The organism is Roseateles sp. T103, from assembly GCF_057219915.1.
Genome location: NZ_JBXVVS010000007.1, coordinates 1 through 25,705 on the forward strand (window position 1 = coordinate 1; position 25,705 = coordinate 25,705).

At 63.5% G+C, this 25,705-nt stretch carries 18 protein-coding genes; 8 read left to right on the top strand and 10 right to left on the bottom strand.

Going from position 1 to position 25,705, the window contains the following annotated elements; genetic code table 11:
• Positions 1–74: 74 nt before the first annotated feature.
• Genes AC2EBS_RS17055 through AC2EBS_RS17065 form a run of 3 tightly spaced genes read right to left on the bottom strand, consistent with a single transcriptional unit; the run spans position 75 to position 3,600 of the window.
• Positions 75–935, bottom strand: coding sequence for a TniB family NTP-binding protein (locus AC2EBS_RS17055; protein ID WP_484729651.1), 861 nt, complete (start codon positions 933–935; stop codon positions 75–77).
• Complete coding sequence (locus tag AC2EBS_RS17060) at positions 932–2,920, bottom strand: hypothetical protein (protein ID WP_484729652.1); 1,989 nt, start codon at positions 2,918–2,920, stop codon at positions 932–934. The genes AC2EBS_RS17055 and AC2EBS_RS17060 overlap by 4 nt, the downstream gene beginning before the upstream one ends.
• The gene (locus tag AC2EBS_RS17065) at positions 2,917–3,600 is read right to left on the bottom strand and encodes a hypothetical protein (RefSeq protein WP_484729653.1); all 684 of its coding nucleotides are present in this window, start codon (positions 3,598–3,600) and stop codon (positions 2,917–2,919) included. The genes AC2EBS_RS17060 and AC2EBS_RS17065 overlap by 4 nt, the downstream gene beginning before the upstream one ends.
• Before the next feature lie 864 nt (positions 3,601–4,464).
• On the opposite strand from AC2EBS_RS17065, the gene AC2EBS_RS17070 reads away from it, so the two are divergent.
• From AC2EBS_RS17070 to AC2EBS_RS17080, 3 genes are read left to right on the top strand one after another with little or no spacing between them, the layout of a single operon-like run.
• The gene (locus tag AC2EBS_RS17070; protein ID WP_484729654.1) at positions 4,465–4,668 is read left to right on the top strand and encodes a hypothetical protein; all 204 of its coding nucleotides are present in this window, start codon (positions 4,465–4,467) and stop codon (positions 4,666–4,668) included.
• Positions 4,668–5,954, top strand: a complete 1,287-nt coding sequence (locus AC2EBS_RS17075; protein WP_484729655.1) for a DNA cytosine methyltransferase — start codon at positions 4,668–4,670, stop codon at positions 5,952–5,954. The genes AC2EBS_RS17070 and AC2EBS_RS17075 overlap by 1 nt, the downstream gene beginning before the upstream one ends.
• Complete coding sequence (locus AC2EBS_RS17080; protein ID WP_484729656.1) at positions 5,929–7,287, top strand: DNA cytosine methyltransferase; 1,359 nt, start codon at positions 5,929–5,931, stop codon at positions 7,285–7,287. Before AC2EBS_RS17075 ends, AC2EBS_RS17080 begins: the two co-directional genes overlap by 26 nt.
• 15 nt (positions 7,288–7,302) lie before the next feature.
• Here the strand turns inward: AC2EBS_RS17080 and AC2EBS_RS17085 are convergent, their stop codons facing one another.
• The 5 genes from AC2EBS_RS17085 to dnaA all read right to left on the bottom strand — a co-directional run bounded on the left by AC2EBS_RS17085 (position 7,303) and on the right by dnaA (position 14,649).
• A complete protein-coding gene (locus AC2EBS_RS17085; protein ID WP_484729657.1) occupies positions 7,303–8,463 on the bottom strand; it encodes a hypothetical protein in 1,161 nt (386 codons plus the stop codon).
• Positions 8,464–8,531: 68 nt separating this feature from the next.
• A complete protein-coding gene (locus tag AC2EBS_RS17090) occupies positions 8,532–8,975 on the bottom strand; it encodes a very short patch repair endonuclease (RefSeq protein ID WP_484729658.1) in 444 nt (147 codons plus the stop codon).
• A gap of 232 nt (positions 8,976–9,207) precedes the next feature.
• Positions 9,208–11,727 carry a DNA topoisomerase (ATP-hydrolyzing) subunit B gene (gene gyrB, locus AC2EBS_RS17095; RefSeq protein ID WP_484729659.1) on the bottom strand — a complete coding sequence of 840 codons (2,520 nt, stop codon included), beginning with the start codon at positions 11,725–11,727 and terminating at the stop codon, positions 9,208–9,210.
• 108 nt (positions 11,728–11,835) lie between these two features.
• Positions 11,836–12,963 carry a DNA polymerase III subunit beta gene (dnaN, locus tag AC2EBS_RS17100; RefSeq protein WP_484729660.1) on the bottom strand — a complete coding sequence of 376 codons (1,128 nt, stop codon included), beginning with the start codon at positions 12,961–12,963 and terminating at the stop codon, positions 11,836–11,838.
• Between the two features lie 216 nt (positions 12,964–13,179).
• Positions 13,180–14,649 carry a chromosomal replication initiator protein DnaA gene (gene dnaA / locus AC2EBS_RS17105; protein ID WP_484729661.1) on the bottom strand — a complete coding sequence of 490 codons (1,470 nt, stop codon included), beginning with the start codon at positions 14,647–14,649 and terminating at the stop codon, positions 13,180–13,182.
• 378 nt (positions 14,650–15,027) lie between these two features.
• Between dnaA and rpmH the strand changes: the two genes are divergently transcribed.
• The 5 genes from rpmH to mnmE all read left to right on the top strand — a co-directional run bounded on the left by rpmH (position 15,028) and on the right by mnmE (position 19,314).
• Positions 15,028–15,162, top strand: a complete 135-nt coding sequence (rpmH, locus tag AC2EBS_RS17110) for a 50S ribosomal protein L34 (protein ID WP_058937081.1) — start codon at positions 15,028–15,030, stop codon at positions 15,160–15,162.
• 243 nt (positions 15,163–15,405) lie between these two features.
• Positions 15,406–15,708, top strand: a complete 303-nt coding sequence (locus AC2EBS_RS17115) for a ribonuclease P protein component (RefSeq protein ID WP_484729662.1) — start codon at positions 15,406–15,408, stop codon at positions 15,706–15,708.
• Entirely contained in the window at positions 15,705–16,037 is a 333-nt protein-coding gene (gene yidD, locus AC2EBS_RS17120) for a membrane protein insertion efficiency factor YidD (RefSeq protein ID WP_484729663.1), read from the top strand. Before AC2EBS_RS17115 ends, yidD begins: the two co-directional genes overlap by 4 nt.
• Positions 16,034–17,689 carry a membrane protein insertase YidC gene (yidC, locus tag AC2EBS_RS17125; protein ID WP_484729664.1) on the top strand — a complete coding sequence of 552 codons (1,656 nt, stop codon included), beginning with the start codon at positions 16,034–16,036 and terminating at the stop codon, positions 17,687–17,689. The genes yidD and yidC overlap by 4 nt, the downstream gene beginning before the upstream one ends.
• A 233-nt stretch (positions 17,690–17,922) precedes the next feature.
• On the top strand, positions 17,923–19,314 hold the full coding sequence (mnmE, locus tag AC2EBS_RS17130; protein WP_484729665.1) for a tRNA uridine-5-carboxymethylaminomethyl(34) synthesis GTPase MnmE: 1,392 nt from the start codon (positions 17,923–17,925) through the stop codon (positions 19,312–19,314).
• 98 nt (positions 19,315–19,412) lie between these two features.
• Here the strand turns inward: mnmE and AC2EBS_RS17135 are convergent, their stop codons facing one another.
• Positions 19,413–24,308 (bottom strand): CHASE domain-containing protein, encoded by a 4,896-nt coding sequence (locus tag AC2EBS_RS17135; RefSeq protein WP_484729666.1) that lies wholly within the window; start codon positions 24,306–24,308, stop codon positions 19,413–19,415.
• 220 nt (positions 24,309–24,528) lie between these two features.
• A complete protein-coding gene (locus AC2EBS_RS17140; RefSeq protein ID WP_484729667.1) occupies positions 24,529–25,665 on the bottom strand; it encodes a porin in 1,137 nt (378 codons plus the stop codon).
• Positions 25,666–25,705: the final 40 nt, after the last annotated feature.

Consider the following 25,705-nt stretch of genomic DNA (forward strand, 5'->3'; position numbering starts at 1 on the left):
CGGCGCCACGGCACTGCCGGCGACACTTCGCCGGTAGAGTTCGAACGACGCCATTCCCACCGGCTCACGGGTGTCTAGGAAACCCGGGGCGATTCACCCTCGATGATTTCGGCTGCCTCATTGAGGTCCTTCCACGTCAGAGTGCGGGCTTCGGGGCCATCCACTATTGCGGCAAGCTCCTGCATGAACTTGGCCAGCACCCCGACACGACCGCCACTGAGCAGATAGCAGTGCGGAACCAGCGTATTCAGAGGTACATCGATGCGCCAACCGTGAGTGGCGAACTGGTCCGCATATGTTTTGACGCAAGCAGCAAATGCGCTTCTGTCCGATGGCTCTCGGATGTCGTACGGCCAGAATTCGAGGCGTCGCGATGCGCGAAGCCGCAACTGCTCGTTGCATTCGAACAGCAATTCGAGCCTGGGAACCCCTTCCATCAACAGCGTCATGTTGAGGCTCTCGGCGACGCCCTTGAACCAATCGGCTGCATCATGGGGGTCAACCCTTGACCCCCGTTCGACAGCGTGGCTGGCCTCCTCGACGAGCAAGACACGAGTACCAGCAAGGCGGAGCTGGTCCAGCATCAAGGTCAGCAACTCCTCCCCGTTGTATCTGCCTCGCGGGACCGCCACCCCCAGCGCCTTCAAGACCGTGGTCGGCAGCGCGAGCGGCGACACAAAGTTCTTCAGCGGAACATGCAGAACGGTGACCACACGCCGCCCATTAATCATCTGCGCCGGGTAAATGCGCGCAAGGGCCTTGAAGAGCATGGACTTGCCTACCCGTGACGGGCCAATCAGTCGTTCAATGCGATAGCCGTATCCGGCAATGGCATCTTCGATGCGCCTCTCGAGATACCGAAAGTGCGGCTCGAAAGCGGCATGGTGCAGTTCGATGTCCTCGACAGCGGTGCGGAGGTTGGCGGGAGATTTCATGGCTGCACTGCTCCATTGCGACGGCTGTGAACCGGCAATGCCGCCACGGCGTCAAAGCCAGTGGTGGCCGTTGACTCCCCGTTGGTGCCTTCGAAGCCCGAACTGGTCGCAAGGCGTTGGGTCACGGCACGCTGGACAGCCATGCTGTCCTTCGCCTTGGTCTTTACTTCGCGGTTCTGCTCCGCTTTACTCTTGCGCTTCGCTTTCGAAGCAGCTTGTGAGGCTGCTCCGGAGCTGGCGACGTCCTGTTCAAACTTCTGCCTGGCCTTCAGTGCAGATGGGTCAATGGCGCCTTCCGCTTGCTTGAGCAGTTCCTTGGCCCTGGCAAACGAATATGCCGGACTGGAGTCGTCGACATATTCCTCGGTCAAGGGCACCGGTGGATGCTCACCGCCGACTTCTACGAAGATTTGCCGGTAGTCGTCAGGGTCCACCAGGATTTCGACCGCTTGCTCGCCGAGCGCGTTAACGAGCTCTGGCAACGTCGGCCCCTTGTAGTTGAAGCCTTCATAGCTGATGCCGGTTTTCCGGCTCAGCACCCGAGACTCATGGTCAAACCGAACTCGGCGCCAATCAGACAGGGACGGCGATATGGGCATGGCGAAGGCCAGCTCGCCGCACATGCTTTGCCAGCGACTCTTGGGCGTAACACCGAGACGCTCCGTATCCATGAACTGGCTGCGCAGGTGGCGCTTGAGGGAACCGTTGGCCCAGTGCTCGTACTTCCATCTCACAATCCAGCGCTCGAGCTCTTCCATCGTCATCAGCTCGTCTTCAAGCGCGACAGGGTCTCGTGCGCCGTCCTTGCCGTCCTTCCGGGTTGAGCCACCCAATACCTCAAGCGCCTCTTTCAATGACCTGTTCAGCCGCTCAATGAACGGCTTTCCGTTGGCCTCGTGCGAGCGGCAATGCATGACGTCAATGCCGAGCCGAACGAGCCTATGCATGCGTTCGTTCTTAGCTTCCGGGCCGTTGTCGAACACATAGAGGTGAGGGGTTCCGTGCGGGTCAACGTCGATGTCGAGCCCCAGCTTTTCGAACAAGGGCCTCTTCGAATAGAAGACGCTTTCGGCGCACAGGAGGCCCTCCGAGGAGGAGGGTGCGCCGATGCACAGATGATGACCCAGCGGCATACCGGTGCCGCAATCGATGGCATGAACAAGCCAGACGTCACTGCTATTGCCATGCGGTGTGGAGATGACCATCGGAAGGTGGACGGCATCCTGCTCTACACGCTCGAACGGAAACGTCACTTTGATTCGGCAGGCGGCGACGGCCCTTGCCGATTTGGCAAGCTTCGGGTCCATCCGGTCGTACTCGGGGTCGACGGAGAGGTTCTCGAAGATGGTCTTGCTGATGAAGCTGCGGCCGATAGTGGCGCGCTCCGCAATGAGTTTTGCAGCTCGACACGCCAGATTGATGGCATTCGACAATGTCCTCAGGGTCCAACTGGAGTCCTGCTGCAAGTACAAGCCATTCGCATACTCGCAGATGAGCTCCACGACCTCGGGGGCGTACCGAGGATTCCGGTTTCCCTTGTTGGCATCGCCCGCAAGCAGTGGCGTGCCATTGCGTTTCTTGGCCGCATATCGGTATGCGCTCGCGCGGGATGGAAACCAGTCGTAGTTTGCGGCCTCGCGTTGCGCTCGGGCCATGTCATAGGCCTTCTTGAAGCTGAGGTCGTGCTTTGCCTGAAGGGCCTTGATTTCGCGCAGGGCTTCGCCAACCTTTTGCAGCGCGACCTCCAGCCCTTCATCGGGTTGCTGCGCCGGACTAACGCGCGGAACACCCTTGCGGCGAATCTTGAGGTTGTCGTTGACGAGCTCGTCATTGATTTCCGAGAGCTCTTTCCATTCCTCTTGGTTGGAAGCGCAGTTGTACAGCTTGACTCGGCCATACATCGATGTCGGGCTGAGGACGCGCCATTGCGGCTTTTGCTCGCCAGGTCGTGCGAGCTCGTCGTGAAGCAGCAGGGCAAGAGTCATCGCACCACCTCTTCAAAGAGAAATAGGTGGGTGCAGTCCCCGTACGCTGCGCTGAGCAACATTTCGCCGGAGATGGTTTGACGTACTAGGTCTGCACTCAGCAACCCGGCGATGAGCAGAGCAGGAATGCAGTTCGGAGAAAGGCGCAGCTCCGCGCATAGCCAACGCAATGTGCGTGGCCCTGAGTCGAGAAGCGATTCGATATCGGCGATTCGGTCCTGACTCGGCAGTAGGTCATCGCGCCCCATCGCCTTGCGCAGCAGGGGCAAATTGAATCTGAGGGGATTGCCGGCGCCCGAGGGAATGACCACCTTGGCCAAGTCATAACCTCCGGTGCGAAGAATCGCTGCCGCCAACTCAAGGGCTGCGTCGTACTCTGCATCGCCTTCGAAACCCTCAAGCTTTGTTTCGAGCGCGCCCTGTGGGCGGTCCGACCAGAACACCTCGAAGTCGGGCGTGTAGAACTTGCGGCCGTCGCGGCCTTTGTGACGCTTCCGTGCGGCTTCGACTTCTTCCGTCGTCCGCAGAATGCGCCCCTCCACAAGGTCAACTGTGAAGGGCTGGGGTGCAAAGCGCTGCACGCGGGGGTCCAAGGTCAAGAGCTGACACATGACCCGCTCGGAGTCGGACTCGACGACGAATCGGTCTGAAGCTTTTGGGCTGCTGGTGAGGTGCAGCACCTTTCCATACGTCGACGCGACTCGACGAATGCCAACATCGGCGCCCTTATTGCCAGTGCGGCGACCGTAGGGCTTTGGATTTGGGCGATTGCGCCCCCGAGGCTTTGTCGCCTCTCCTGACCTATTGTTGGGCGGTTGAGCCCTTCCACGATTTCCGGACATAAGCATCCTCCTGTCCGGGAGTCGGACAGCTCAGGACGCATACGGCGTGGAAGTTTCCGAAGCGTTGGCGGCCAACGAGGACCGCCTCAGATTGTGGCAAGCGAAATTTCAACGCAGTGCTCTACCAACGGACACCTGTCCGTTCCACGGTGGGCCACTACCAGCCTTGCTCACCAGTAGCCACAAGGGTCTACCGGCGCAGATTCTAAGTAGGCACAGGCCCGAGAAAACCAATGAGAAGCGAGCTTTTCAGTACTTTTTCACGTAATTTGGCAAATGCGCGCGCCACTTTGCCATTTGCAAGCCGCCGATGTATTCGGTCTGCGAAGCCGCCGAAATTCTGCTCCGAGGCACCACCAGCGGCGCTTTCCCAAAGCCGCCCGAGACTTCCCCCCCCCAATAGATGGCAGTGAAAAGCACTGCAGCGGAAGATGCATGCACTCCCTTCCCATGCTCGAATGACGGCGCGTCTAGAGTCAACTGGCCAGTCGCGCAGCACTATCCCGAAATCAATCACCCACAAGCAGCACTGTATGCGCGTACAGTTGCATCTCTGCGAGAAAGCCTCGTTATGCATCGTTTGATGCTCAGCGTAGCTGTTGAGTTCATGGGTCAGCAACCCAGCGATTGTGCATCGTTTGTAACGCGCATGAGACGCTTAAATGCGCACAAAGACAGCGCATACGCGGTATATTTCCGCACATGAGTGGAGCAGAGCAGAAGACAGAAACACTGAACCTTCGGGTATCGCCGGCGCTCAAGGCCGCCTTACAGGCTGCGGCGCGCCGAGAGCATCGAAGCATGGCGAACATGGTCGAGCACCTGGTTCTTGGCTATTGCGAACAGCATGGACTTGCCGCTGTCTATGACATGAATGGCGTCGGCGCCCCTGAAAAAAGCTCCTGATGAACCAGATGACAAACTTCGAAGAATGCGCGGCAAGTACCTCTGACCTTGCGCCGGACGGTCCCGACCTCCACGATGGGACCCAGTCGTCAACAAATGAGTCGACATCATCGGTGGCCGGCTCGTTGAACATGTTGGACCTGTTCTGCGGCACAGGAGCTCTTTCGTATGGAATCGAGACTGCTTCTCGGAGATTGAGAACGGTCGGCGGAGTAGACGCCGACCAAGCAGCTGCGCGAACGGCAGCACTCAACCATCCAAATGCAAAGATTCGATGCGAAAGAATCGAATCTCTCCCGCCGGAAGAAATGCTCACTCTGACAGGAGCAAGCAACATCGACGTCATCGTTGGTGGCCCTCCTTGTCAGGGCTTTTCTTCGTTGCGCCCTAGTCGCGGTGCTGGTCTGGATGACCCTAGGAACTCTCTTTACAAGCAGTTCGTGAAGTACGTGCGCACGTTGCGGCCGAGAGTCTTTCTCCTGGAGAACGTGGTCGGGATGCTGACAGCAGGCGACGGAAAGCTCGTGTCCGAAATGCTTGCAGCCTTTCAGCGTGCCGGCTACGAAGTCGACTGGAGAGTTCTCAATGCGGCCAACTTTGGCGTCCCGCAAAAGCGCGAACGCTTCTTCCTTGTCGGAGTCCGAAAGAATGTTGGCTCTCGAATCGTGCCGACATTCCCTGTCCCGAGCCATTGGTTTGCCGGGAAGGTCATCGGTACAAGACTGAAAGACAGGTACCTCGTCAATCTGGCTTCTGGGCTTCCGCCCGTTACCGTCCGCGACGCAATTTCAGACTTACCGAGTCTGAAGTCAGGCGAAGCGCTGACCTCATATCGAACTCCGGTTGCTAGTGTCACACCCTATCAGGCAGCCCGAAGGCGAGGCGCCAATTCACGGCTCACACTCCATCAAGCTGCTTCACACAACGCCAAGATGCTCGAAGTCATCAGGCACGCCGGCGCGAGCATTCACGCGCTGCCAAAAGGTTTGGTCAGCAGCGGCTACAGCTCCTGCTATTCGCGCCTAGCCTTTGATGAGCCAGCGACCACTATCACTGTGAAGTTCACTTCGCCGGCATCAAGCAAGTGCATTCACCCAATCGACGATAGAGCAATTACGCCTAGGGAGGCTGCACGGCTTCAGTCTTTCGACGATTCCTTTGTCTTCGCCGGGAGCAAGACGGATATCGCCTCCCAGATTGGCAATGCGGTTCCACCATTATTTGGTGAGGCATTTGCGCCAATCATTGAACAGCTGCTAGATGCTCAAGGAATTGGGGAATACTGAAATGTCATATACGCGCCGTGTATCACGGCTGAAGGCTGCCAGCCTCTTTTCTTCTGCCGGCATCGGCGAGCTCGGTATCCAAGCGGCAGGCTTAGACATAGTTCTCGCCAATGAACTCCTGCCTGCACGCGCTGCGCTGTACAGAGCCAACTTCGCCCACGAGATGCTAGAGGGCGACATCTCTGACAAGAAAACAGACTTCGTCGAGCGGGCTCGCTCCCTGCTGGGCACAGAAGAGCTTTTCCTCTTGTACGCAACGCCACCCTGCCAGGGCATGTCGAGCAATGGGATGGGCAAGCTCAATTCCGAAGTAGCTTTGGGTCGACGCAATCAAGAGGACCAACGTAACCGACTTGTGATTCCAGCAATGGATGTCGCGGTCGCCCTAAGACCAAGATGGCTTCTCCTCGAGAACGTGCCAGGAATGGAGAAGACGGAAATTCGAACCACTGAGCACCGGTCCGAGAACATCATCGCGTACGTCAGACGACGCCTCGGACCAGACTACGTTGGTGGTGCAGAGGTCATTGCGTGCGAAGACTTCGGCGTTCCACAACGTCGAAAAAGGTTGCTCACAATCTTCACTCGCGACCCAGCCGGCAAGGCGCTCTACGAGCGTAATGATGGGAGCTTCTTCTCTTCAGAGATGAGGGAGCCTCGGACAACACTAAGAGACGCAATTGGTTCCGTTCCCCCACTTGAGGCCAAGTTGGGGAAGAACGAAGCCCGTTGGTTTCACTCTTACCACTACGTACCCGTGATGACTGACTTGAAGTTTCACTGGGTCAAGCACACCAAGGAGGGTGACACAGCCTTCAACAATCAGTGCATCAACCGCGCCTGTAAGAGCCAGACCAATCCCGGGCACAAGGATGTCAAAGTTGATGGGAAATGGGTTTCTTCCAAGGAGATTCCGATTTACTGCCACGCATGCGGACACCTTCTGCCGCGACCTCATGTATTGGAAGAGGGGAGGCCACGGCTGCTACGCGGTTTTCATTCAGCTTACCGAAGAATGAGCTGGGACGAGACGGCGCGCACCCTTACGCAGAATTTCATCTACGAAGCCTCGGACAACAAGGTTCACCCTAGCCAGAACCGAGTTCTATCAGTGTATGAAGCAATGGTACTCCAAACCATCAGTCGTTACGAGTACACGTTCAAAGTAAACGGAAAAGACATCAGCACGGCTCAAATAGCCGAAGTTATCGGAGAATCTGTGCCGCCATATCTGATTGAGAAAATTTGTCGAATGATGATAAGAGCATCTTCCATGACGAGCGAGGCGCCCAAAAAACGGCGCCGACTTAAGTCACAACTGGAGACCGCCTGACCAGGCACTCGTCCTTCAAACAGAATCCAGCCTATACCACTGCGCATTGGCCTGATTTCCAGTGGAAAGGACGGTCTCCTCTTGACTCAATTCTCCAAGTTTGGTTAAGGGCGGAGAAGTAATTCCCTCCACGAGTTTCCTTAAAATGGTGCGGCCTTCAGGGTGATTGTGCGCATCGAAAATCTCGTACTGTAGAACTCTATCGGGCCGGCGATTACCATGCCCGATATTCACCCATTGGAATCTGGCGACCGGATTCTTCATGCCACGCATCTCCGGAGCTTCGAATCGCGCTGTATTGCGAACTCCTCTCGCGATGTTGTAGCCGATTTCCCGAATAGTCCCATCGACCGAAACGACTTTCTCGACGCCATGCAAAAATGAGGCCTCTAGAATCCTCATCGAAATTTGGACTTGGCCTCCATCTCGGCGAGGCCTGACGCGCATAAGTAGCACTTCACCAAGAGCCGAACCGGTTGTACGCCCAACTTTCGTGCTTTCCCCTGCTGTCAGACGGCCGGGTCTGTGTGGGCGCGTCGAACTCCTTCCGAAGAGCGGCGACTCTGGCGAAGCCCTATGGCTATCGCCAGAGCTGCGACGAGTGCGCATTTCTTCTTCAGTTAGGACATATCGACGCTCTCGGAGTTGCTCAAGAAACTCCCGGGTCAAACGTCGAGTCCTCGAATCGCTCGCTTCGTCGCGCCAAGCCGCCAATGCATGACGAGCGCCACGAATCGTATCGTCGCGCAAATCCCCGGAGAAGCACAATGCCGCCTCGATGTTAGTTTCCAATCCCGCACCCGTCATGTTGCTAGAGCCAACCAACAAACGGGCCTCATCATCACTACTGAACAGGAATACTTTTGGATGAAATGTGCAGGCCGGGTTTTCGTCAAAGAAGACATGTGAAGTCATGTCTGCTCCATGCTCAAGGTCCAGGAGGCGACCTAAACCTTCGTAGGTCGTACTCCCAAAATCCAGGCCCACCGTCACTCGTATATGACCACCGTCGGAGAGAAAATCTCGCATCTGGTCAAACATTTTGCTCACGCCAGAATAGTTTGCCCAAGCAACAGCAAACTCAGCGATGTTCCATTTTCTGTGACCCAGTTGCTTAGCGAGCAGCTCCTGACAAATGAGGATATTGAAGCTATGCCCCGGCTGAGCTATGAACATTTGTTGCTCCCTCGAGTAACTTGTGCGCGCTACAAATGCAGGTGTTTATCAATATGTCCGAACCGTGCCTATGATTTCATCCTTTGGAGAAGTCTTTGAAGAAGGCGGCGCATGTCCTTCTCGGCCCGTTGGCATTCCCAAAACGTCAGCACGCTCCATCCGGCATTGCGAAGTGCCCTGCACACCCGGCGGTCCCGCCTGACGGTGGCTTTAATTTTTGCCACCCATAAATCATGGTTATTTTGCGGAACCTTCGCTCGTCCACATCCTACATGACCATGCCAGAAGCACCCATGTACGAAGACGGCAACTTTATGGTCCGCAAACACGATATCCGGACTTCCGGGAAGGGATGAATCGTTTACGGTGAATTCAAAACCGTGACCAACAAGGAATCGGCAGAGACGTTGCTCCGGTTCCGTACCTTTCAACCGCACCCTTGCCATGCGAGCGCTTACTTGCAGCGAGGCATTGGGCCACCGATGCGGCTTAGCAAGAGCTTGGTCGGGCATTCAACCCTCTCGCGTTGGACACGCCAATTGGTGGTTCAGTACCAAGATTTACCCATCTTGGGCCAGTTTTAGCAAACTCTCACCATCCGCAGCACGGCCTCGCAAGCAGCAATTGACCTGCGACCAGTACTCCGCGATTGGCACAGGTCCAGACGCCTGAGACGAACAATCATCGCCGTTCTCAGGTTATGTGGCTCTGATTCTCGATATATGCGACGCTTTACACCCGGGCTCACACGTCGATGTTCCCCGCCCTCAAGGCATTGCTCTCGATGAAGTCGCGGCGCGGCTCCACCTCGTCGCCCATCAGCATCGTGAACACGCGGTCGGCTTCGATGGCGTCGTCGATCTGCACGCGCAGCAGGCGGCGCACATTGGGGTCCATGGTGGTTTCCCAGAGCTGCTCGGGGTTCATCTCGCCCAGGCCCTTGTAGCGCTGGCGGCCGATGCTGCCTTCGGCCTGGGCCATCAGCCAGGCCATGGCGGCGCGGAAGTCGCCGATCTTGGCTTCCTTGGCCTTCTCGCCTTCGCCCTTGCGGACCACGGCGCCTTCCTTGATCAGGCCGAGGAAGCTCTGGCCGGCGTCGGCCAGCACTTCGTAGTCCGCGCCGTGCACGAAGTCGGCGTGGATGACGCTGGCGCGCACATTGCCGTGGTGCATGCGCGCGATCTTCAGGAAGAGCTTGTCGGTGCGCGGGTCGGTTTCCACCGTGACTTCGGCGTCGTGCAGCGCGGCCTTCAGCGCAGCGGCGCTGGCTTCGGCGTCGTCGCGGCTGTCGATCTTCAGCGCCAGGCCGCCGGCGAGGGCGTGCAGCGCCTCGCCGTCCATCCAGCTGGACAGGCGCTCGATCACGCTCTGCGCGGCCACGTACTTGCGCGCCAGCGCGTCCAGCGCTTCGCCGCTGAGCTTGGTGGCGCCGTCACCGGTTTCCAGGCTGGCGTCCTGCAGCGCCACCTTCAGCAGGAAGGCGTCGAACTCGTGGGCGTCCTTCAGGTACTGCTCGTGCTTGCCGACCTTGACCTTGTACAGCGGCGGCTGCGCGATGTAGATGTGGCCGCGCTCCACCAGCTCGGGCGTCTGGCGGTAGAAGAAGGTCAGCAGCAGGGTGCGGATGTGGGCGCCGTCCACGTCCGCGTCGGTCATGATGATTATGCGGTGGTAGCGCAGCTTGTCGGGGTTGAAGTCGTCGCTGCCGGCGCCGCGGCCGATGCCGGTGCCCAAAGCGGTGATGAGCGTAAGAATCTCGTTAGAGGTGAGCAGCTTCTCGTAGCGCGCCTTCTCCACATTCAGGATCTTGCCGCGCAGCGGCAGGATGGCCTGGAACTTACGATCGCGGCCCTGCTTGGCGGAGCCGCCGGCGGAGTCGCCCTCGACGATGTAGATCTCGCACAGCGAGGGGTCTTTCTCCTGGCAGTCGGCCAGCTTGCCGGGCAGGCCCAGGCCGTCGAGCACGCCCTTGCGGCGCGTCATCTCGCGGGCCTTGCGCGCGGCTTCGCGGGCGCGGGCGGCCTCGACGATCTTGCCGCAGATGATCTTGGCGTCGGCGGGGTTCTCGAGCAGATAGTCGGTGAGCAGGCGCGAGACGATGTCTTCCACCGGCGCGCGCACCTCGCTGGAGACCAGCTTGTCCTTGGTCTGGCTGCTGAACTTGGGCTCGGGCACCTTCACCGAGACCACGCAGGCCAGGCCTTCGCGCATGTCGTCGCCGGCCACTTCGACCTTGGCCTTCTTGGCCAGCTCGTTGTCCTCGATGTACTTGTTGATGACGCGAGTCATCGCGGCGCGCAGGCCGGTGAGGTGGGTGCCACCATCGCGCTGCGGGATGTTGTTGGTGAAGCAGAGGACGTTCTCGTTGAAGCCGTCGTTCCACTGCATCGCCACTTCCACACCGATGTTGGTGCCCTGCTCGGACACCTTGTCGCCCATGGCGTGGAAGATGTTGGGGTGCAGCGTGGTCTTGCCCTTGTTGATGAACTCGACGAAGCCCTTCACGCCGCCAGCGTAGGCGAAGTTGTCTTCCTTGTTGTTGCGCTCGTCGACCAGGCGGATCTTGACGCCGTTGTTCAGGAAGGAGAGCTCGCGCAGGCGCTTGGCGAGGATGTCGTAGTGGAAGTCGTTGTTCTGCTGGAAGATCTCGGTGTCCGGCAGGAAGTGCACCTCGGTACCGCGCTTGTCGGTGTCGCCGATGATCTTCATCGGGCTGACCTCGAAGCCGTCGCGCATCTCCAGCACGCGGTCCTGCGGCACGCCCTTGCGGAACTCGATGTGGTGAACCTTGCCGTCGCGGCGCACGGTCAGGCGCAGCCACTTGGACAGCGCGTTCACGCATGAGACGCCCACGCCGTGCAGGCCGCCCGAGACCTTGTAGCTGTTCTGGTTGAACTTGCCGCCGGCGTGCAGCTCGGTCAGCGCGATTTCGGCAGCGCTGCGCTTGGGCTCGTGCTTGTCGTCCATCTTCACGCCGGTGGGGATGCCACGGCCGTTGTCGATGACGCTGATGCTGTTGTCGGTGTGGATGGTGACGACGATGTCGTCGCAATGGCCGGCCAGGGCCTCGTCTATGGAGTTGTCGACCACCTCGAACACCAGGTGGTGCAGGCCGGTGCCGTCGGAGGTGTCGCCGATGTACATGCCGGGGCGCTTGCGCACCGCCTCCAGGCCCTCGAGGATCTGGATCGAGTCCGCGCCGTAGCCGCTGCTGGCTGCCGGGGTCGGGGCGGGGGTGTTCTCGGGGGTGGTCGAATCGCTCATGGCAAGGTACTCAAGGCCGCGAAGCGGCCGCTACAACTGACTGTCTAGAACCCCCGCGCGGCGGGGGCAGGGGGTGCGCCACATTCGTGGCGCAGCCGATGAGGATCGTCAGATCCTCATCGGCATCACGACGTACTTGAAGCCGCTGGTCTCGGGGATGGTGATCAGTGCGCTGGAGGCACTGTCGTTGAGGTCGATGCAGACCATGTCCTGCGGCATGTTCTGCAGCACGTCCATCAGGTAGGTCACGTTGAAACCGGTCTCGATGGTGTCGCCGTCGTAGTCGATCTCGATCTCTTCCTTGGCCTCTTCCTGCTCGGCATTGCTGGAGGCGATGGACAGCAGGCCCGGCGTGAAGCTCAGCCGCACGGCCTTGAACTTCTCGCTGGTCAGGATGGCGGCGCGCTGCAGGCTGGCCAGCAGCGGCGCACGGCCCAGCGTGACGCGGAACTTGTGGTTCTTCGGGATCACGCGGTTGTAGTCGGGGAACTTGCCCTCGACCAGCTTGGTGACGAACTCCATGCCCGAGAAGCTGAACTTGGCCTGGTTGCCGGCGAAGCGCATCTCGATGGGCTGGTTCTCGTCCTCGCCACCCTTGCCGCCGTCCTTGAGCAGGCGCATCAGCTCCAGCACGGTCTTGCGCGGCAGGATCACCTCCTGCTTGGGGATGTCGGTTTCCAGCTGCGCCTGGGCCAGGGCCAGGCGGTGGCCGTCGGTGGCGACCAGCGTCAGGTTCTTGCCCTCGGCGACGAAGAGGATGCCGTTCAGGTAGTAGCGGATGTCGTGCACCGCCATCGCGAAGTGCACCTGGTTGATCAGGCCCTTCAGCGTCTTCTGCGGCACGCTGAAGGCGGGGCCGAAGTCGGCCGCTTCCTGCACCAGCGGGAAGTCGTCGGCCGGCAGGGTCTGCAGCGTGAAGCGGCTCTTGCCGCCCTGCAGCGTCATCTTGTTCTGGTTGCTCGTCAGGCTGACGGTCTGGTCGGCCGGCATCGAGCGCAGGATGTCGATCAGCTTGCGCGCACCCACGGTGGTGGACAGCGCGCCGGCGTCGCCGTCGAACTCGACGGTGGTGCGCACCTGGATCTCGAGATCGCTGGTGGTGAACTCCACCTGCGAGCCTTGCTTGCGTATCAGCACATTGGCCAGGATCGGCAGGGTGTGGCGCCGCTCCACGATGCCGGACACCGCCTGCAGTGCGGCAAGCAGCTTGTCCTGGCTGGCTTTCAACACAATCATGTCTTCTACCTCTCTCCAAGGGGTTCTGAGCGGGTGGCGCGCGCTTCCGGACTCACCCTGCAGCCCCTAAAGATCGCGCGCGCGTGAACAGCGCGCATTGTCGCCCAGGAATGGGGTGTTTCCCGAGGGTGGAAACCTGGGGGCTCTGCTCGCCCACCGGCATCGTGGCCGATGCCTTCGGTAGCCACAGACCCCTTTCGGGCCCCGTGCGCGGCCTCAGCCCTTCAGCGTCTGTTCCAGCACGTGCAGCTGCTGGTTCAGCTCGGTGTTCTTCTGGCGCTCGCCGCCCATCTTGCGCACCGCGTGCAGCACGGTCGTGTGGTCGCGCCCGCCGAACAGCTCGCCGATCTCGGGCAGGCTCTTCTGCGTCAGCTCCTTGGCCAGGTACATCGCGATCTGGCGCGGCCGGGCGATGCTGGCCGGACGCTTCTTGCTGTACATGTCGGCGACCTTGATCTTGTAGAAGTCGGCCACCGTCTTCTGGATGTTCTCCACCGAGATCTGGCGGTTCTGGATGGACAGCAGGTCCTTCAGCGCCTCGCGCGCCAGCTGGATGTTGATTTCCTTGTGGCTGAACCGGCTGTAGGCCAGCACCTTGCGCAGCGCGCCTTCGAGTTCGCGCACATTGGCGCGCACGTTCTTGGCGATGAAGAAGGCCACGTCCTCGGGCATGGGCGCACCCTCGGCCTCGGCCTTCTTGATCAGGATGGCCACGCGCATCTCCAGCTCGGGCGGCTCGATGGCCACCGTCAGGCCGGCGTCGAAGCGGCTGGTCAGGCGCTCGTCGATGTCCACCAGGCCCTTCGGATAGGTGTCCGAGGTCATGATGATGTGCGCGCGCTTGGCCAGCAGCGCCTCGAAGGCGTTGAAGAACTCTTCCTGCGTGCGGTCCTTGCCAGCGAAGAACTGCACATCGTCGATCAGCAGCAGGTCCAGCGAGTGGTACTTGGCCTTCAACTCGTCGAAGGTCTTGCGCTGGTAGTTCTTCACCACGTCGGAGATGAACTGCTCGGCATGCAGGTAGAGCACGCGCGCATCAGGTTTGTCCTTGAGCAGCGCGTTGCCGACGGCGTGGATCAGGTGGGTCTTGCCCAGGCCCACGCCGCCGTAGATGAACAGCGGGTTGTACATCTGGCCCGGCGCACCGGCCACGTGAAGTGCCGCGGTGCGCGCCATCTGGTTGGCGCGGCCAGGCACCAGCGAATCGAAGGTCAGGGCCGGATTGATGCGATGCCGGCTCGCCGCAGGCGCGACAGGAGCGGACACCGGCGCTTCGGCAGACCCTGCCGGCGGCGTGGCGGCTGCCGGCACCGACGTCGGGCGCAGCCCGTTGTGCAGCACCTGGCCCACTGAGATCGGTTGCTGACTCGGCAGCGGCGAGGATGCACGCGCCACAACCTCACGCGGCGCCAGCGCCAGCTCGAGCTGGGCCGGTCGGCCGGCCAGTTCACTCAGGATGGCCTCGATGCGGCCGGCATACTGATTGCGGATCCAGTCGAGCTTGAAGCGGTTCGGCACGCGCAGCGACACCACCAGCTTGCCCGGCTGCCCAGCACCCGCCCCCTCGCTGACCTCCGCCGGCGGCAAGGGCCGGATCCAGGTATTGAATTGCTGCTCGGGGAGTTCGGCAGCCAAGCGCTCACAGCCGCGCTGCCAAAGATCGCCCCCTGAGAATTGCTGGCTCATTGTGGAAAACTAGTTCTTGAGCGGCTGAATTGTACGTCGTTGGCGCCGCCGAAACCGAGGTTATCCACAGAATCTCAGCCTCGGTCAAGCCCAGGGAATCCCCCAGCGGGCACTTGGGCGTCGTTGACCCCGGTGGAGATCTTTGGTGTAATCGCGGGTTTTCCGGGCGCTGGACGGCTTGCCCATGCGCGCGCTTGGCGGACAGAGCTCCGTCGGCACGACATGAGGGCAAGGCAGACTTGATTGGTGTGCCGTGTCAGCGCGACGCACATCCATGACTCCGGCTCAGGGATGTACCGCTCCCGACCGACGTGCCCATATCAGTCGAGATCACCAGCGATGGTGCCCTCGATCCAATTTGCCTAGAAGAGGTTCTGTATGAAGCGTACTTACCAAGGTTCCAAGACCCGCCGCGCCCGCACCCACGGTTTCCTGGTGCGCATGAAGACCCGTGGCGGCCGCGCCGTGATCGCCGCACGCCGCGCCAAGGGCCGCAAGCGTCTGGCTGTCTAAGCCAGCGCAGCACCGATGATCGGCCGCATCCAGCGATCGGCCGACTTTGAGCGCGTGCTCGGCAGCCCGAGCCGCGCACTCAGCGCGCATTTCGCCGTGCACCACCTTGCCGACAGGCCCAGCCGGGCCGGCCACAGGTTACCCACAGGCGAAGCAAAGTTATCAACAGCGGCTCCACCGGGAATTCACATGCTTGTGGACGACGGACTGCGCCCTTCGGCCGCAACTGGCCCGGCTGCACCCATGCCCGCTGTTGCACTGGAGCGGCTGTGGCTGGGTTGCGTGGTGCCCAAGCGCAACGCGCGTCGCTCGGTCACGCGCGCCTTGATCAAGCGCCAGATCAGGGCTGCGTTCACCACCACAGCCGCGGCCGGACTCGCTCCGGGCCTGTGGGTGGTGCGCCTGCGCGCGCCTTTCGATCCCCGCCAATTCCCCAGCGCAGCGTCCGACGCACTGCGTGCAACGGTTCGACTTGAGCTGCAGGAATTGGTCGCCAAGCTGCTGCGTCGCCAGGACGCGCAAGGCGTAGCCGGAGCATCGACATGACCGATCCCGGCAGCACTCCCCCGCCAAGACGCAGTCTGCCGCAGCGGGTGTTGATGGGCCTGGTGCGCGGCTATCAGCTGCTGCTGAGTCCCTGGATCAACGCCGGCTGCCGCTACTCGCCCAGCTGCTCGGCCTATGCCATGCAGGCGCTGGGCAAGCATGGCGCCTGCGCCGGCACCTATATGGCTGCGGCACGCATTCTGCGCTGCAACCCCTTCTGTCTGGGTGGGCACGACCCGGTGCCCGACAATCCGCCCCGCCTGTTCACCCGCCTCGGCTGTGGACTGGCGCGCCCCTCTTCGTCCTCAAATCCTGAAGCCTCGCAATGACTGATATACGCCGCACCGTGCTGTGGTTGGTGTTCACCATGTCGCTCGTCCTGCTGTGGGACGCCTGGCAAAAGCACAACGGTCAACCGTCGATGTTCAGTCCGGCCGCACCGAAGCCCGTGGCGGCTTCCGGCCCGACACCCTCCGGTGTGCCCGCAGCAAGCACGCTGCCGGCCGCTGCTGGCAGCGCCGGCGCTGCCCCGACTGCTGCGGCACCGACCGCACCAGCAGGCGAGCTGGTGACCGTCAGCACCGACGTGGTCAAGGCCACGCTGGATAGCGTCGGCGGCAGCGTGGTGCGCATCGAACTGCTCAAGCACAAGGACGAGACCGACCCGAGCGGCCATGTCGTCGTGCTCGACCGCAGCGCCAATCGCACCTACCTCGCCCAGACCGGCCTGATCGGCGTGCCTGGCGCGCCGACGCACCTCACGGTGATGAAGCTGCTGCCCGGCGAGCGCAGCCTCAAGGACGGCGAGCAGAGCCTCACCGTGCGCTTCGAGTCGCCCGAGGCTGGCGGCCTGAAGCTGGTGAAGAGCTTCACCTTCAAGCGCGGCGACTACGCCATCGACGTCAAGCACGAGATCCACAACGTCTCCGCCGCGCCGCTGGCGCCGCAGCTCTACACGCAGCTGCTGCGAGACGGCACGGCCGGCCCCGGGGAGTCGAGCTTCTACTCGACCTTCACCGGCCCGGCGATCTACACCGACAAGGCCAAGTTCCAGAAGATCGACTTCTCGGACATCGAGAAGGCCAAGGCCGAGCACGAGAAGAGCGCGCAGGACGGCTGGGTCGCGATGGTGCAGCACTACTTCGCCAGCGCCTGGCTGCGCAACGCGGCGGCTCCGCGCGAGTTCTACGCCAAGAAGGTCGACAACAACCTGTACTCGATCGGCATGCTGTTCCCGCTGGCGCAGATCGCCCCCGGCAGCAGCCTGACCGCCGACGATGTGCTTTTCGTCGGCCCGCAGGAAGAGAAGAAGCTCGCCGAGCTGGCCCCGGGCCTGGAACTGGTGAAGGACTATGGCTGGTTCACCATGCTGTCCAAGCCGCTGTTCTGGTTGCTCGACCAGTTGCACAAGCTGCTCGGCAACTGGGGCTGGGCCATCATCGCGCTGGTGGTGCTGCTGAAGGTCGCCTTCTACTGGCTCAACGCCAGCGCCTACCGCAGCATGGCCAAGATGAAGGCGGTGAACCCGCGCATCATGGAAATGCGCGAGCGCCTGAAGGACAAGCCGCAGCAGATGCAGCAGGAGATGATGCGCATCTACCGCGAGGAGAAGATCAACCCGCTGGGCAGCTGCCTGCCCATCCTGCTGCAGATGCCCTTCTTCATCGCGCTGTACTGGGTGCTGCTGTCCAGCGTCGAGATGCGTCACGCGCCGTGGATCTGGTGGATCACCGACCTGTCGGCCAAGGACCCCTACTACGTGCTGCCGGTGCTGATGACGCTGTCCAGCCTGCTGCAGGTCTGGCTGAACCCCACGCCGCCGGACCCCATGCAGGCCAAGCTTATGTGGATCATGCCTCTGGCCTTCGGCGTGATGTTCTTCTTCTTCCCGGCAGGCCTGGTGTTGTACTGGCTGGTCAACAACATCCTGTCGATCGCCCAGCAGTGGATGATCAACAAGCAGCTGGGCGTGATGCACTGAGCCTCGCGAATTCGCTGCAATAGTTCACAGCCCCCACGGCAGTCCCCCTGCCTGGGGGCTTTTTCATTGCCCACCCGGCGCCGTCAAATCGCGCCATGCGGGGCAGAGAGCTCCCGGCTGCAGCAGTAGTAGGGCAGGGCGGGACACCGGCACGAGGTTCGAGCTCACGAGAGCGCCGCACCCGGCCTCCCCCGCGCCATACACCCGCCAAGGCATCGGCGACAATCGCGCCGATGCTCCTCGCGCGCCACCAGGACCCCATCGCCGCCATCGCCACCGCTCCCGGACGCGGGGCCGTCGGCATCGTGCGCGTCTCTTCCCCGCAGGACCTGAGCCCCCTGGTCGAGGCCATTTGCGGCCGCGCGCTGAAGGCCCGCGAAGCCAGCTATCTGCCGTTTCGCGCTGCCAACGGCGACGCCATCGACCACGGCCTGGCGCTGCTCTTCCCGGCGCCGCACAGCTACACCGGCGAGCATGTGCTGGAGCTTCAGGCCCATGGCGGCCCGGTGGTGCTGCAGCTGCTGCTGGCGCGCTGCCTCGAGGCCGGCGCGACCGCGCCGACGCTCAAGCACATCCGTCTGGCCGAGCCGGGCGAGTTCACGCAGCGCGCCTTCCTCAACGGCAAGCTGGACCTGGCGCAGGCCGAAGCCGTCGCGGACCTGATCGACGCCAGTACCGAAGCCGCGGCACGCAGCGCCAGCCGCGCGCTCTCCGGTGCGCTCTCCGGCGAAGTCAGCAAGCTGCGTGACGCGCTGATCCAGCTGCGCATGCTGGTCGAGGCGACGCTGGACTTCCCGGAGGAAGAGATCGACTTCCTGCAGCAGGCCGACGCGCTGGGCCAGCTGCAACGCATCACCGCGCAGCTCGATGCGGTGCTGGACCGAACCCGCCAGGGCGCGCTGCTGCGCGAAGGCATCAAGGTCGTGCTGGCCGGCCAGCCCAATGTGGGCAAGAGCTCACTGCTCAACGCGCTGGCCGGCGCCGAGCTGGCCATCGTCACGCCCATCCCCGGCACCACGCGCGACAAGGTCAGCCAGACCATACAGATCGAAGGCGTGCCGCTGCACATCAGCGACACCGCGGGCCTGCGCGAGACCGAGGACCTCGTCGAGCGCATCGGCGTGGCGCGCAGCTGGGACGCGATCCGCGAGGCCGATGTCGTGCTCTTCCTGCACGATCTCACACGCGTCGGCCAGCTCGACTACGAGGCCGAGGATGCCGAAATCCGCAGCCGCCTGGCCGAGGTGGATCCGGCGCGCATTCTGCAGCTCTACAACAAGGCCGATGCCGCGCAGGGTCAGGTCTTGCCAGCCGGCGCGCTGACGCTCTCCGCCAAGACCGGCGAAGGTCTGGACGCGCTGCGCCGCCGCCTGCTCGAGCAGGTCGGCTGGCACGCGGTGCCGGAAGGGCAGTTCATCGCCCGCGAGCGCCATGTGCAGGCGCTTAGGCGCACGCGCGAGCATCTCGAGCTCGCCCATGCCCAGGCCACGCAGCAACCGCCGGCGCTGGATCTGCTGGCCGAGGAGCTGCGCCTGGCGCACGATGCGCTGGGCGAGATCACCGGCGCCTTCAGCGCCGACGACCTGCTGGGCGTCATCTTCAGCAGCTTCTGCATCGGCAAGTAAGCGCCGCGCATTCGGTGGCCGGCCTCAGTGCCTCGCCCGAGAGGCTGTGCCTGCAGGCCCCCCTCGCGCCATCAGGAAAGCCTGGGGCACGGCCGTGATCACGGCAGCTCCTTCAACCACCGCTCGACGACCGCTTGCGCCGCGTCGAAGTCGAGCTGGTTGACGGCAGCATCCAATGCGTCCAGCTGTAGGCCCGCCGCGCCTGGATGCTGCTCGACGAGCGCCTGCAGCGCATCCAGCGCCTCCATGTCTGCGTTTGCAAGCAGCGGCAGCATGGCCTCCAGATCCCGTCTCAGCGCTGGGGCATCCAGTGCCGCCGTCGCTGTCGGCGCGGACGCCGCCGTCTCGGCGCTCCACACGCGCAACAGCTCGTGCATCGCTTCCCGGTTGTGCGCCCACGCATCGGCCAGGGCATTGAGCTGGGCGTCCAGCGGCAGCGACTCTTCAAGCCCGCGCTCGCCTTGGTGCTGGCGCGCCGCCATTTCCGCCGCGGCGGCCGTGGCAGCGAAAGGTGCCATGCCCACCGTGGCTGCAAGTCCCTTCAGCGTATGCAGTGCCGTGGCCGCTTCGCCATGGCGCCGCTCGCTGATGGCAGAGGTCGCCGTCGCGATCAAGCGCTCAACGTCGTCCAGAAAGCCTGCCAGCAGTCGCTGCAGCACAGCAGCCTTGCCACCCATGCGCCGCAGCGCGGACTCCAGATCGATGCCCGCGTCGGCGGCCAGCGCGCTCACGCTGGCAGGTAGCAAGGCTGCAGCGTCGACAGCCACAGCCGACCCATCCGCCATCGCCTCGAGTCCGCAATGGCGCCGGATCACGCCGACAAGCTGATCGATATCGAAGGGCTTGCCGACATGGTCATTCATGCCCGCCGCCAGGCAGGCTTCGCGGTCGCTTGCCATCGCATTGGCGGTCATCGCCACGATGGGCAGCGTCGGCAGATCCAGATCCTGGCGGATGCGGCTGGTGGCGGTGAAGCCATCCATCACCGGCATCTGCAGATCCATCAGCACCAGATCGAACGCCGCCGCCGATCCAGCGAGAGCGTCCACCGCTTCCGCGCCGTTTCCAGCCACCCGCACCTGAGCGCCCTCGTCACCCAGCAACTCGCAGGCCACCTGCTGGTTGTTGAGGTTGTCCTCGACCAGCAGCAGCCGCAGCCCTTCGAGCCTGCGGCGACCCTGCAGCGCCGAATGTCCGGACAGTGGCAGCTGTCCACGGCCCGAGCGCGCGTTGATCACCGCATCGAACAGCATCGACGGCGTCAGAGGCTTGACGAGGTAGGCATCCAGAAGCGCCTGATCGGCTTGCCTGCGCTGTTCGAGCTGCTCGCGCCCCTGCGCCGTGACCATCAGCACCGTCGTGGCTGCACCGCGTTGACCCGCAGCATCGATGCCCGCGATCGTCTCGAAGCCGTCCTGGCCCGGCATCTGCCAGTCCACCAGCAGCACGTCATAGGCTCGCCCCTCACGCTGCGCATCCGCGACCCGGTGGACAGCCTGCGTACCGTCCTGCACCACATCGGCAGCCCACCCCAGCGCCTCGCATTGCTGCTGCAGCAAGGCACAAGCCGTGGCGTTGTCGTCCACGACCAGCACCCTCAGCGCCCCCGCAGCAGCAGGCATGGGCGCTTCTTGCGGGCTCTCGGCGTAAGGCAGGAACAGCTCGAAGAAGAAACAGGTGCCGCGGCCCAGCTCGCTCTCGAGCCCGAGCCGCCCGCCCATCATCTCCACCAACCACTTGCTGATTGCCAGGCCCAGGCCCGTGCCGCCGAAGCGCCGCGTCGTCGACGCCTGCGCCTGGATGAAGCCTGCAAAGATGCGCGCCTGGTCCTGCGGCGCGATGCCGATGCCGGTGTCGCGGACCGCGAAGCGCAGCCGCACGCCGCTGGCGTCGTCTTCAAGGCGGCGGACCGACACCACCACCTCGCCCTGTTCGGTGAACTTGAGCGCGTTGCCGCCAAGATTGATGAGCACCTGCTGCAAACGAAGCGCGTCGCCCAGCAGCGAACTGGGCAAACGCGGATCGAGGTCGAACAAGAGGTCAATCGGCTTGCTGCCGACGCTGGCCGAGAGGATCACCCCCAGATCACCCATCAGCCTCTCGAGCCGGAAGGGGTGCGGATCCAAGGCCATCTTGCCGGCCTCGATCTTCGAGAAATCGAGAATGTCGTTGAGCAGACCCAGCAGCGAGCGCGCGGCGCTCTCGGTCTTCGCTGCATAGTCGGCCTGACGCCCGTTCAACTGGGTTCGCTGCAGCAGGGTCAGCATGCCCAGAATCGCGTTCATCGGCGTGCGGATCTCGTGGCTCATATTGGCCAGGAACTGGCTCTTCGCGACGCTGGCCTGCTCCGCCGCTGCCTTTGCCTCGATCAGCGCCGCCTGCTGTGCGCGCTGCTCGCTGACATCCACGTAGCCGATCACGACACCCAGGCCGGGATGCTCGGCGGGCATCGCACTGACCGACAGCCAGACCGTGCGGGTCGGCGTCACGACCTGCATCAGCGCGTCATGCACAGGACGCTGCTCGGTCAGCGCACGCACGCTGGCAAACTCCTCGGGCGGCATCGGCGAGCCGTCCTCGCGCAGGATCTGCCAGTTCCGGCTGTCGTAGCTGCGGGCCAGATGCTCGGACTTGGTGATGCCCAGCAGCCGCTCGGAAGCGGGGTTGCAGTCGATGATGTGACCCTGCGGATCGGTGATCGAGATGCCGACCGGCAATATGTCGTAGATGGCCTGCAGGCGCGCCAGCGCCTCACTGGCCTCCTTCCTGGCGGCCTCGGCCTGCTGACGGGCGCGCTCCAGCTCGGTGATGTCGATGCGCACGCCGACGGTGTGACCATCGGCCAGTCGCCGCTCGACGATGCGCAGCGTGCGCCCGCTGGTCAGCCGCTGGATGCTCACCGTGTTGCCCTGATGGCGCATGGCCATGCGCTCGCGCAGCCAGGCATCCACACGCCCGATGGCATCGGGATGGGCGCCTCGTTCGGCGCTGCGACGAGCGATGTCCTCGAAACGCGCGCCCGGCACCAGCAGATCCGCGACATGCGGATACAGCTCGCGGTGGCGCGCGTTGCACATCACCATCCTGTCGTCGGCGTCGAACAGCACAAAGCCCTCGTCGAGGGCCTCGACGGCATTGCGCAGCAGTTCGGCCGCGCGCCTGGCCTCGGCCTCGGCCAGGCGCCGCGCCGAGATGTCGCTGTGCACCTCGATGAAGCCGTCGACCTGCCCCGAGGCGTCGAAGCGCGGCTGCATCTCGACATCGACCCACACATCCCGGCCATCGACGGCGCGGTTGATCAGCTCCACCCGGCAGGCAGCGCCAGACTCGACCGCCGCCCGCAGCGCAGCCAGCGGCTCCGCCTCGGTGTTCGGCCCCGCGAGCAGCTCGTGCAAGCTGCGGCCCGCCGCCTGCTCCAGCCCATGGCCGTACAGCGCGGTGAAGGCCTCGTTGACCCACTCGATGCGCAGCTGCGTGTCCGTGATCGCCACCGCGTTGGACGTGCGGCGCGCCACCATGGCCAAACGAGCCGCCTCGGCACGGGTTTGTGTGAGCTGCTGCAGCATGGCCTTGCGCTCGGTCACGTCGGACTCGATGGCCATGAAGCCGGTGACGGCTCCTGCCGCGTCGCGCAGCGCCTCGATCTCGATCTCGACCCAGTAGTCGCGTCCGCTCTTGCTGCGATTGACCAGTTCACCGCGGAACGGTTCCCCAGCCTCCAGCGCCGCCCTCAAGCGCGCGACCTCGCGCAGATCGGTCGCCGGACACTGCAGCAGCTGGCCGGGCGAGCGGCCGAGCGCTTCCGCAGCCGAGTAGCCGGTCAGCCTCACGAAGCCCTCGTTGACCCAGACCGTGCGGCGGTCCAGGCCGGTGATCACGACAGCATTCTGCGTATAGCGCGCGACCGCAGCGAGCCTGTCCAGCTCCTGCGTCATCGACGCCACCTGCCGTTCAGCACGCTGACGCTCCCTGGCGCTCAGGCTCGCCAGCCACGCCAGGGCAAAGGTCAGCAACAGCCCGCCCAGGGTCACCAAGCCGGGCGTGGTCCTGTCGATCGACTGCTCAAGCTGCGGCGTGCTGCTCACCTGCAGCACGAAAGGCAAGGCGTGAATCTCGAAGCGGCGTTCCAAGCGGAACAAGGGCTGCGCCCGCGCTGTGCGGCTCGGCGGGCTGGCCGAGGCCTGCGCCAGCAACTCGGCAGGCCGGCTTTCGAAGACCTGCTCCGGCGCACCTTTGCCGACCTGGGTCTGCAGCACGAAGTCGACCCGATCGTCGGCAACACGCGTGGCTCCGGCGAGGATCTCACGCGCCACGATCGGCGAGTACAGCACGGCTCGCAGCATCCGACGGCGCTCCACGCCGTCCTTGGGGGCCTGCTCACCCTTGTAGAGCGGCACATAGAGCAGGAATCCGGGTGTCTGCCTGCCGTCCTGGACCAAGGGGACCGGTCGGGTCAAAGTCGGTGCGCCGGTCTCGATCGCACGCTCGATCGCCGCGCGGCGCCTGGGCTCGCTTCCCACGTCCAGCCCGACTGCCGGACCATTGCGCTCCACCGGCTCGATGAGGCGGATCACATAGGACGGACCATCGATGCCCTCACTCAGCTGCCGGACTGCGAAGCCTGGCGCACCGTCGGCGCGAACCTTCTCCAGCCAAGTCTCGCGCTCGGCGGGCAGCACACGCTCGATGCGCCCGAAGCCGCGCACACCGGGGAACTCCAGATCCATCTCGCGCGCAAGCACCCAGGCTCGGAACTCGGCGCGCGACACCGGTTCCATGGCCTGGTGCATGCCGCGCAGACCATTCAGACCGTAGAGAGGCATGCCCAGGCGCCGCTTGATCTCATCCTCGACCCGGTCGGCATGGCGCTCGAACAGCTCCCTGGCATCGGTGTTGTGGATCGCCTGCAGCCAGGCGCCAAGGGCCAGGCTCAGCAGAAAGCCAACGATGGCGATCGCCGGTGTGAGGAGGGGCGCGAGTCGAGACTTCAACATGGCTGGAGCGGGGTGCTGTGGCAAGCCCTGCGACTCAAGCGGCACGGCGCGCAATGCATGGGGGCCACAAGCCGATCACCGCGATTGGCCCCTGTGCCAAGCCCATGCCGGCGTATGCTGCACCGACCCGCACGCCCAGATCGGCCGATATCGGCCAGCCGAGGCTGCCATTTCCCGTGGGCCACGCCAGTCGTCCAGCATCACAGGCTCGCGTTGGCGCTCAGAAGCTGTGCCGCACACCCAGCTGCGCGGTGCTGGCGCGCGGATTGCCGGCGCCGATCACGCCGGCAGCCTGCAGCGCGCTGCCGCTGCCGAGCACATAGTTCGAACCGTTGCGGTTGCCCACCGTGCCGATCGAGCCATAAACCATGCTGCGCTTGGAGAGCACGTACTCGCCGCCCAGGGCCCACCAGTGGGCATCGCGGTCGCCGGTGGCGACGGCATAGGTGGAGCGATCCTGCACGCGCGTGTATTGCGCAAGCCCGGTGAAGGCCGCGCCCAGCGGCTGGCGCAGGCCCAGATTGAGCAGGCGAAAGCGCGCCGTCGTCGCGCCGGACACTCGCTGCAGCCCGCCGCAACCGGTGCTGCAGCTGTTGCGCTCGTCGGTGAGGCCGGCGAATACGCGGCTGGCGCCCAGCTTCAGGCTGCCGCCGACGACCAGGCCCTGCACGCTGCCGCTGGCCCCCAGATTGCCCGCGCCGTTGAGGCGCTGGGTCGACACCACCGCATCGACGGCGCCCTGCGTGTAGCGCGCCGCAAAGCCCGTGCCGCGGCCGATGCTGGTCGAGCCCTCGCCCAGCGAGGCCATCGCTTGCAGGTTCAGGCCTTGCCAGTTCGGGCTGCTGTAGCGCAGCGCGTTGTCCACGCGCGCTGCCAGGCCGAGCGCAAGCATGGGGCGCAGCGCCGGATCATTGCGGCCGATGGCGATCTGCCCGCCCGAGCCGCCCCAGCCGAAGGCATCGACCGCGACCAGCGCGATGTTGTAGGGCATCGGAATGCGCCCCGCCACCAGTGTGCCAGCCTCGCGCGAGGCAATGCCCACCGAGGCCTCCCGGCCCCAGGCGCGACCGCCCTGCGCCGCCGTGCCGTCGTCGAGGTTGATGCCGGCCTCGATGCGGAACACCGCCGAGAGACCGCCGCCCAGATCCTCACTGCCGCGAAAGCCCAGCCGGCTGCCCAGGTTGCCACCGCTGACCACGCGCCAGAACGAGCCGCGGCCCGCCTCGCTGAGTTCCACCGCCACATCAGCCAGACCGTAGACGGTCAGCGACGAGCCAGCCTGCGCCAGCGCGTGCGGCGCGATCGCGACGCTGCCCAGCGCCAGGGCCAGTGTCCTGCCTGCAAACCAGACTCTCATGCCGAACTCCTTGCTGATGAGCCATGGGGCCGCCGCCGGG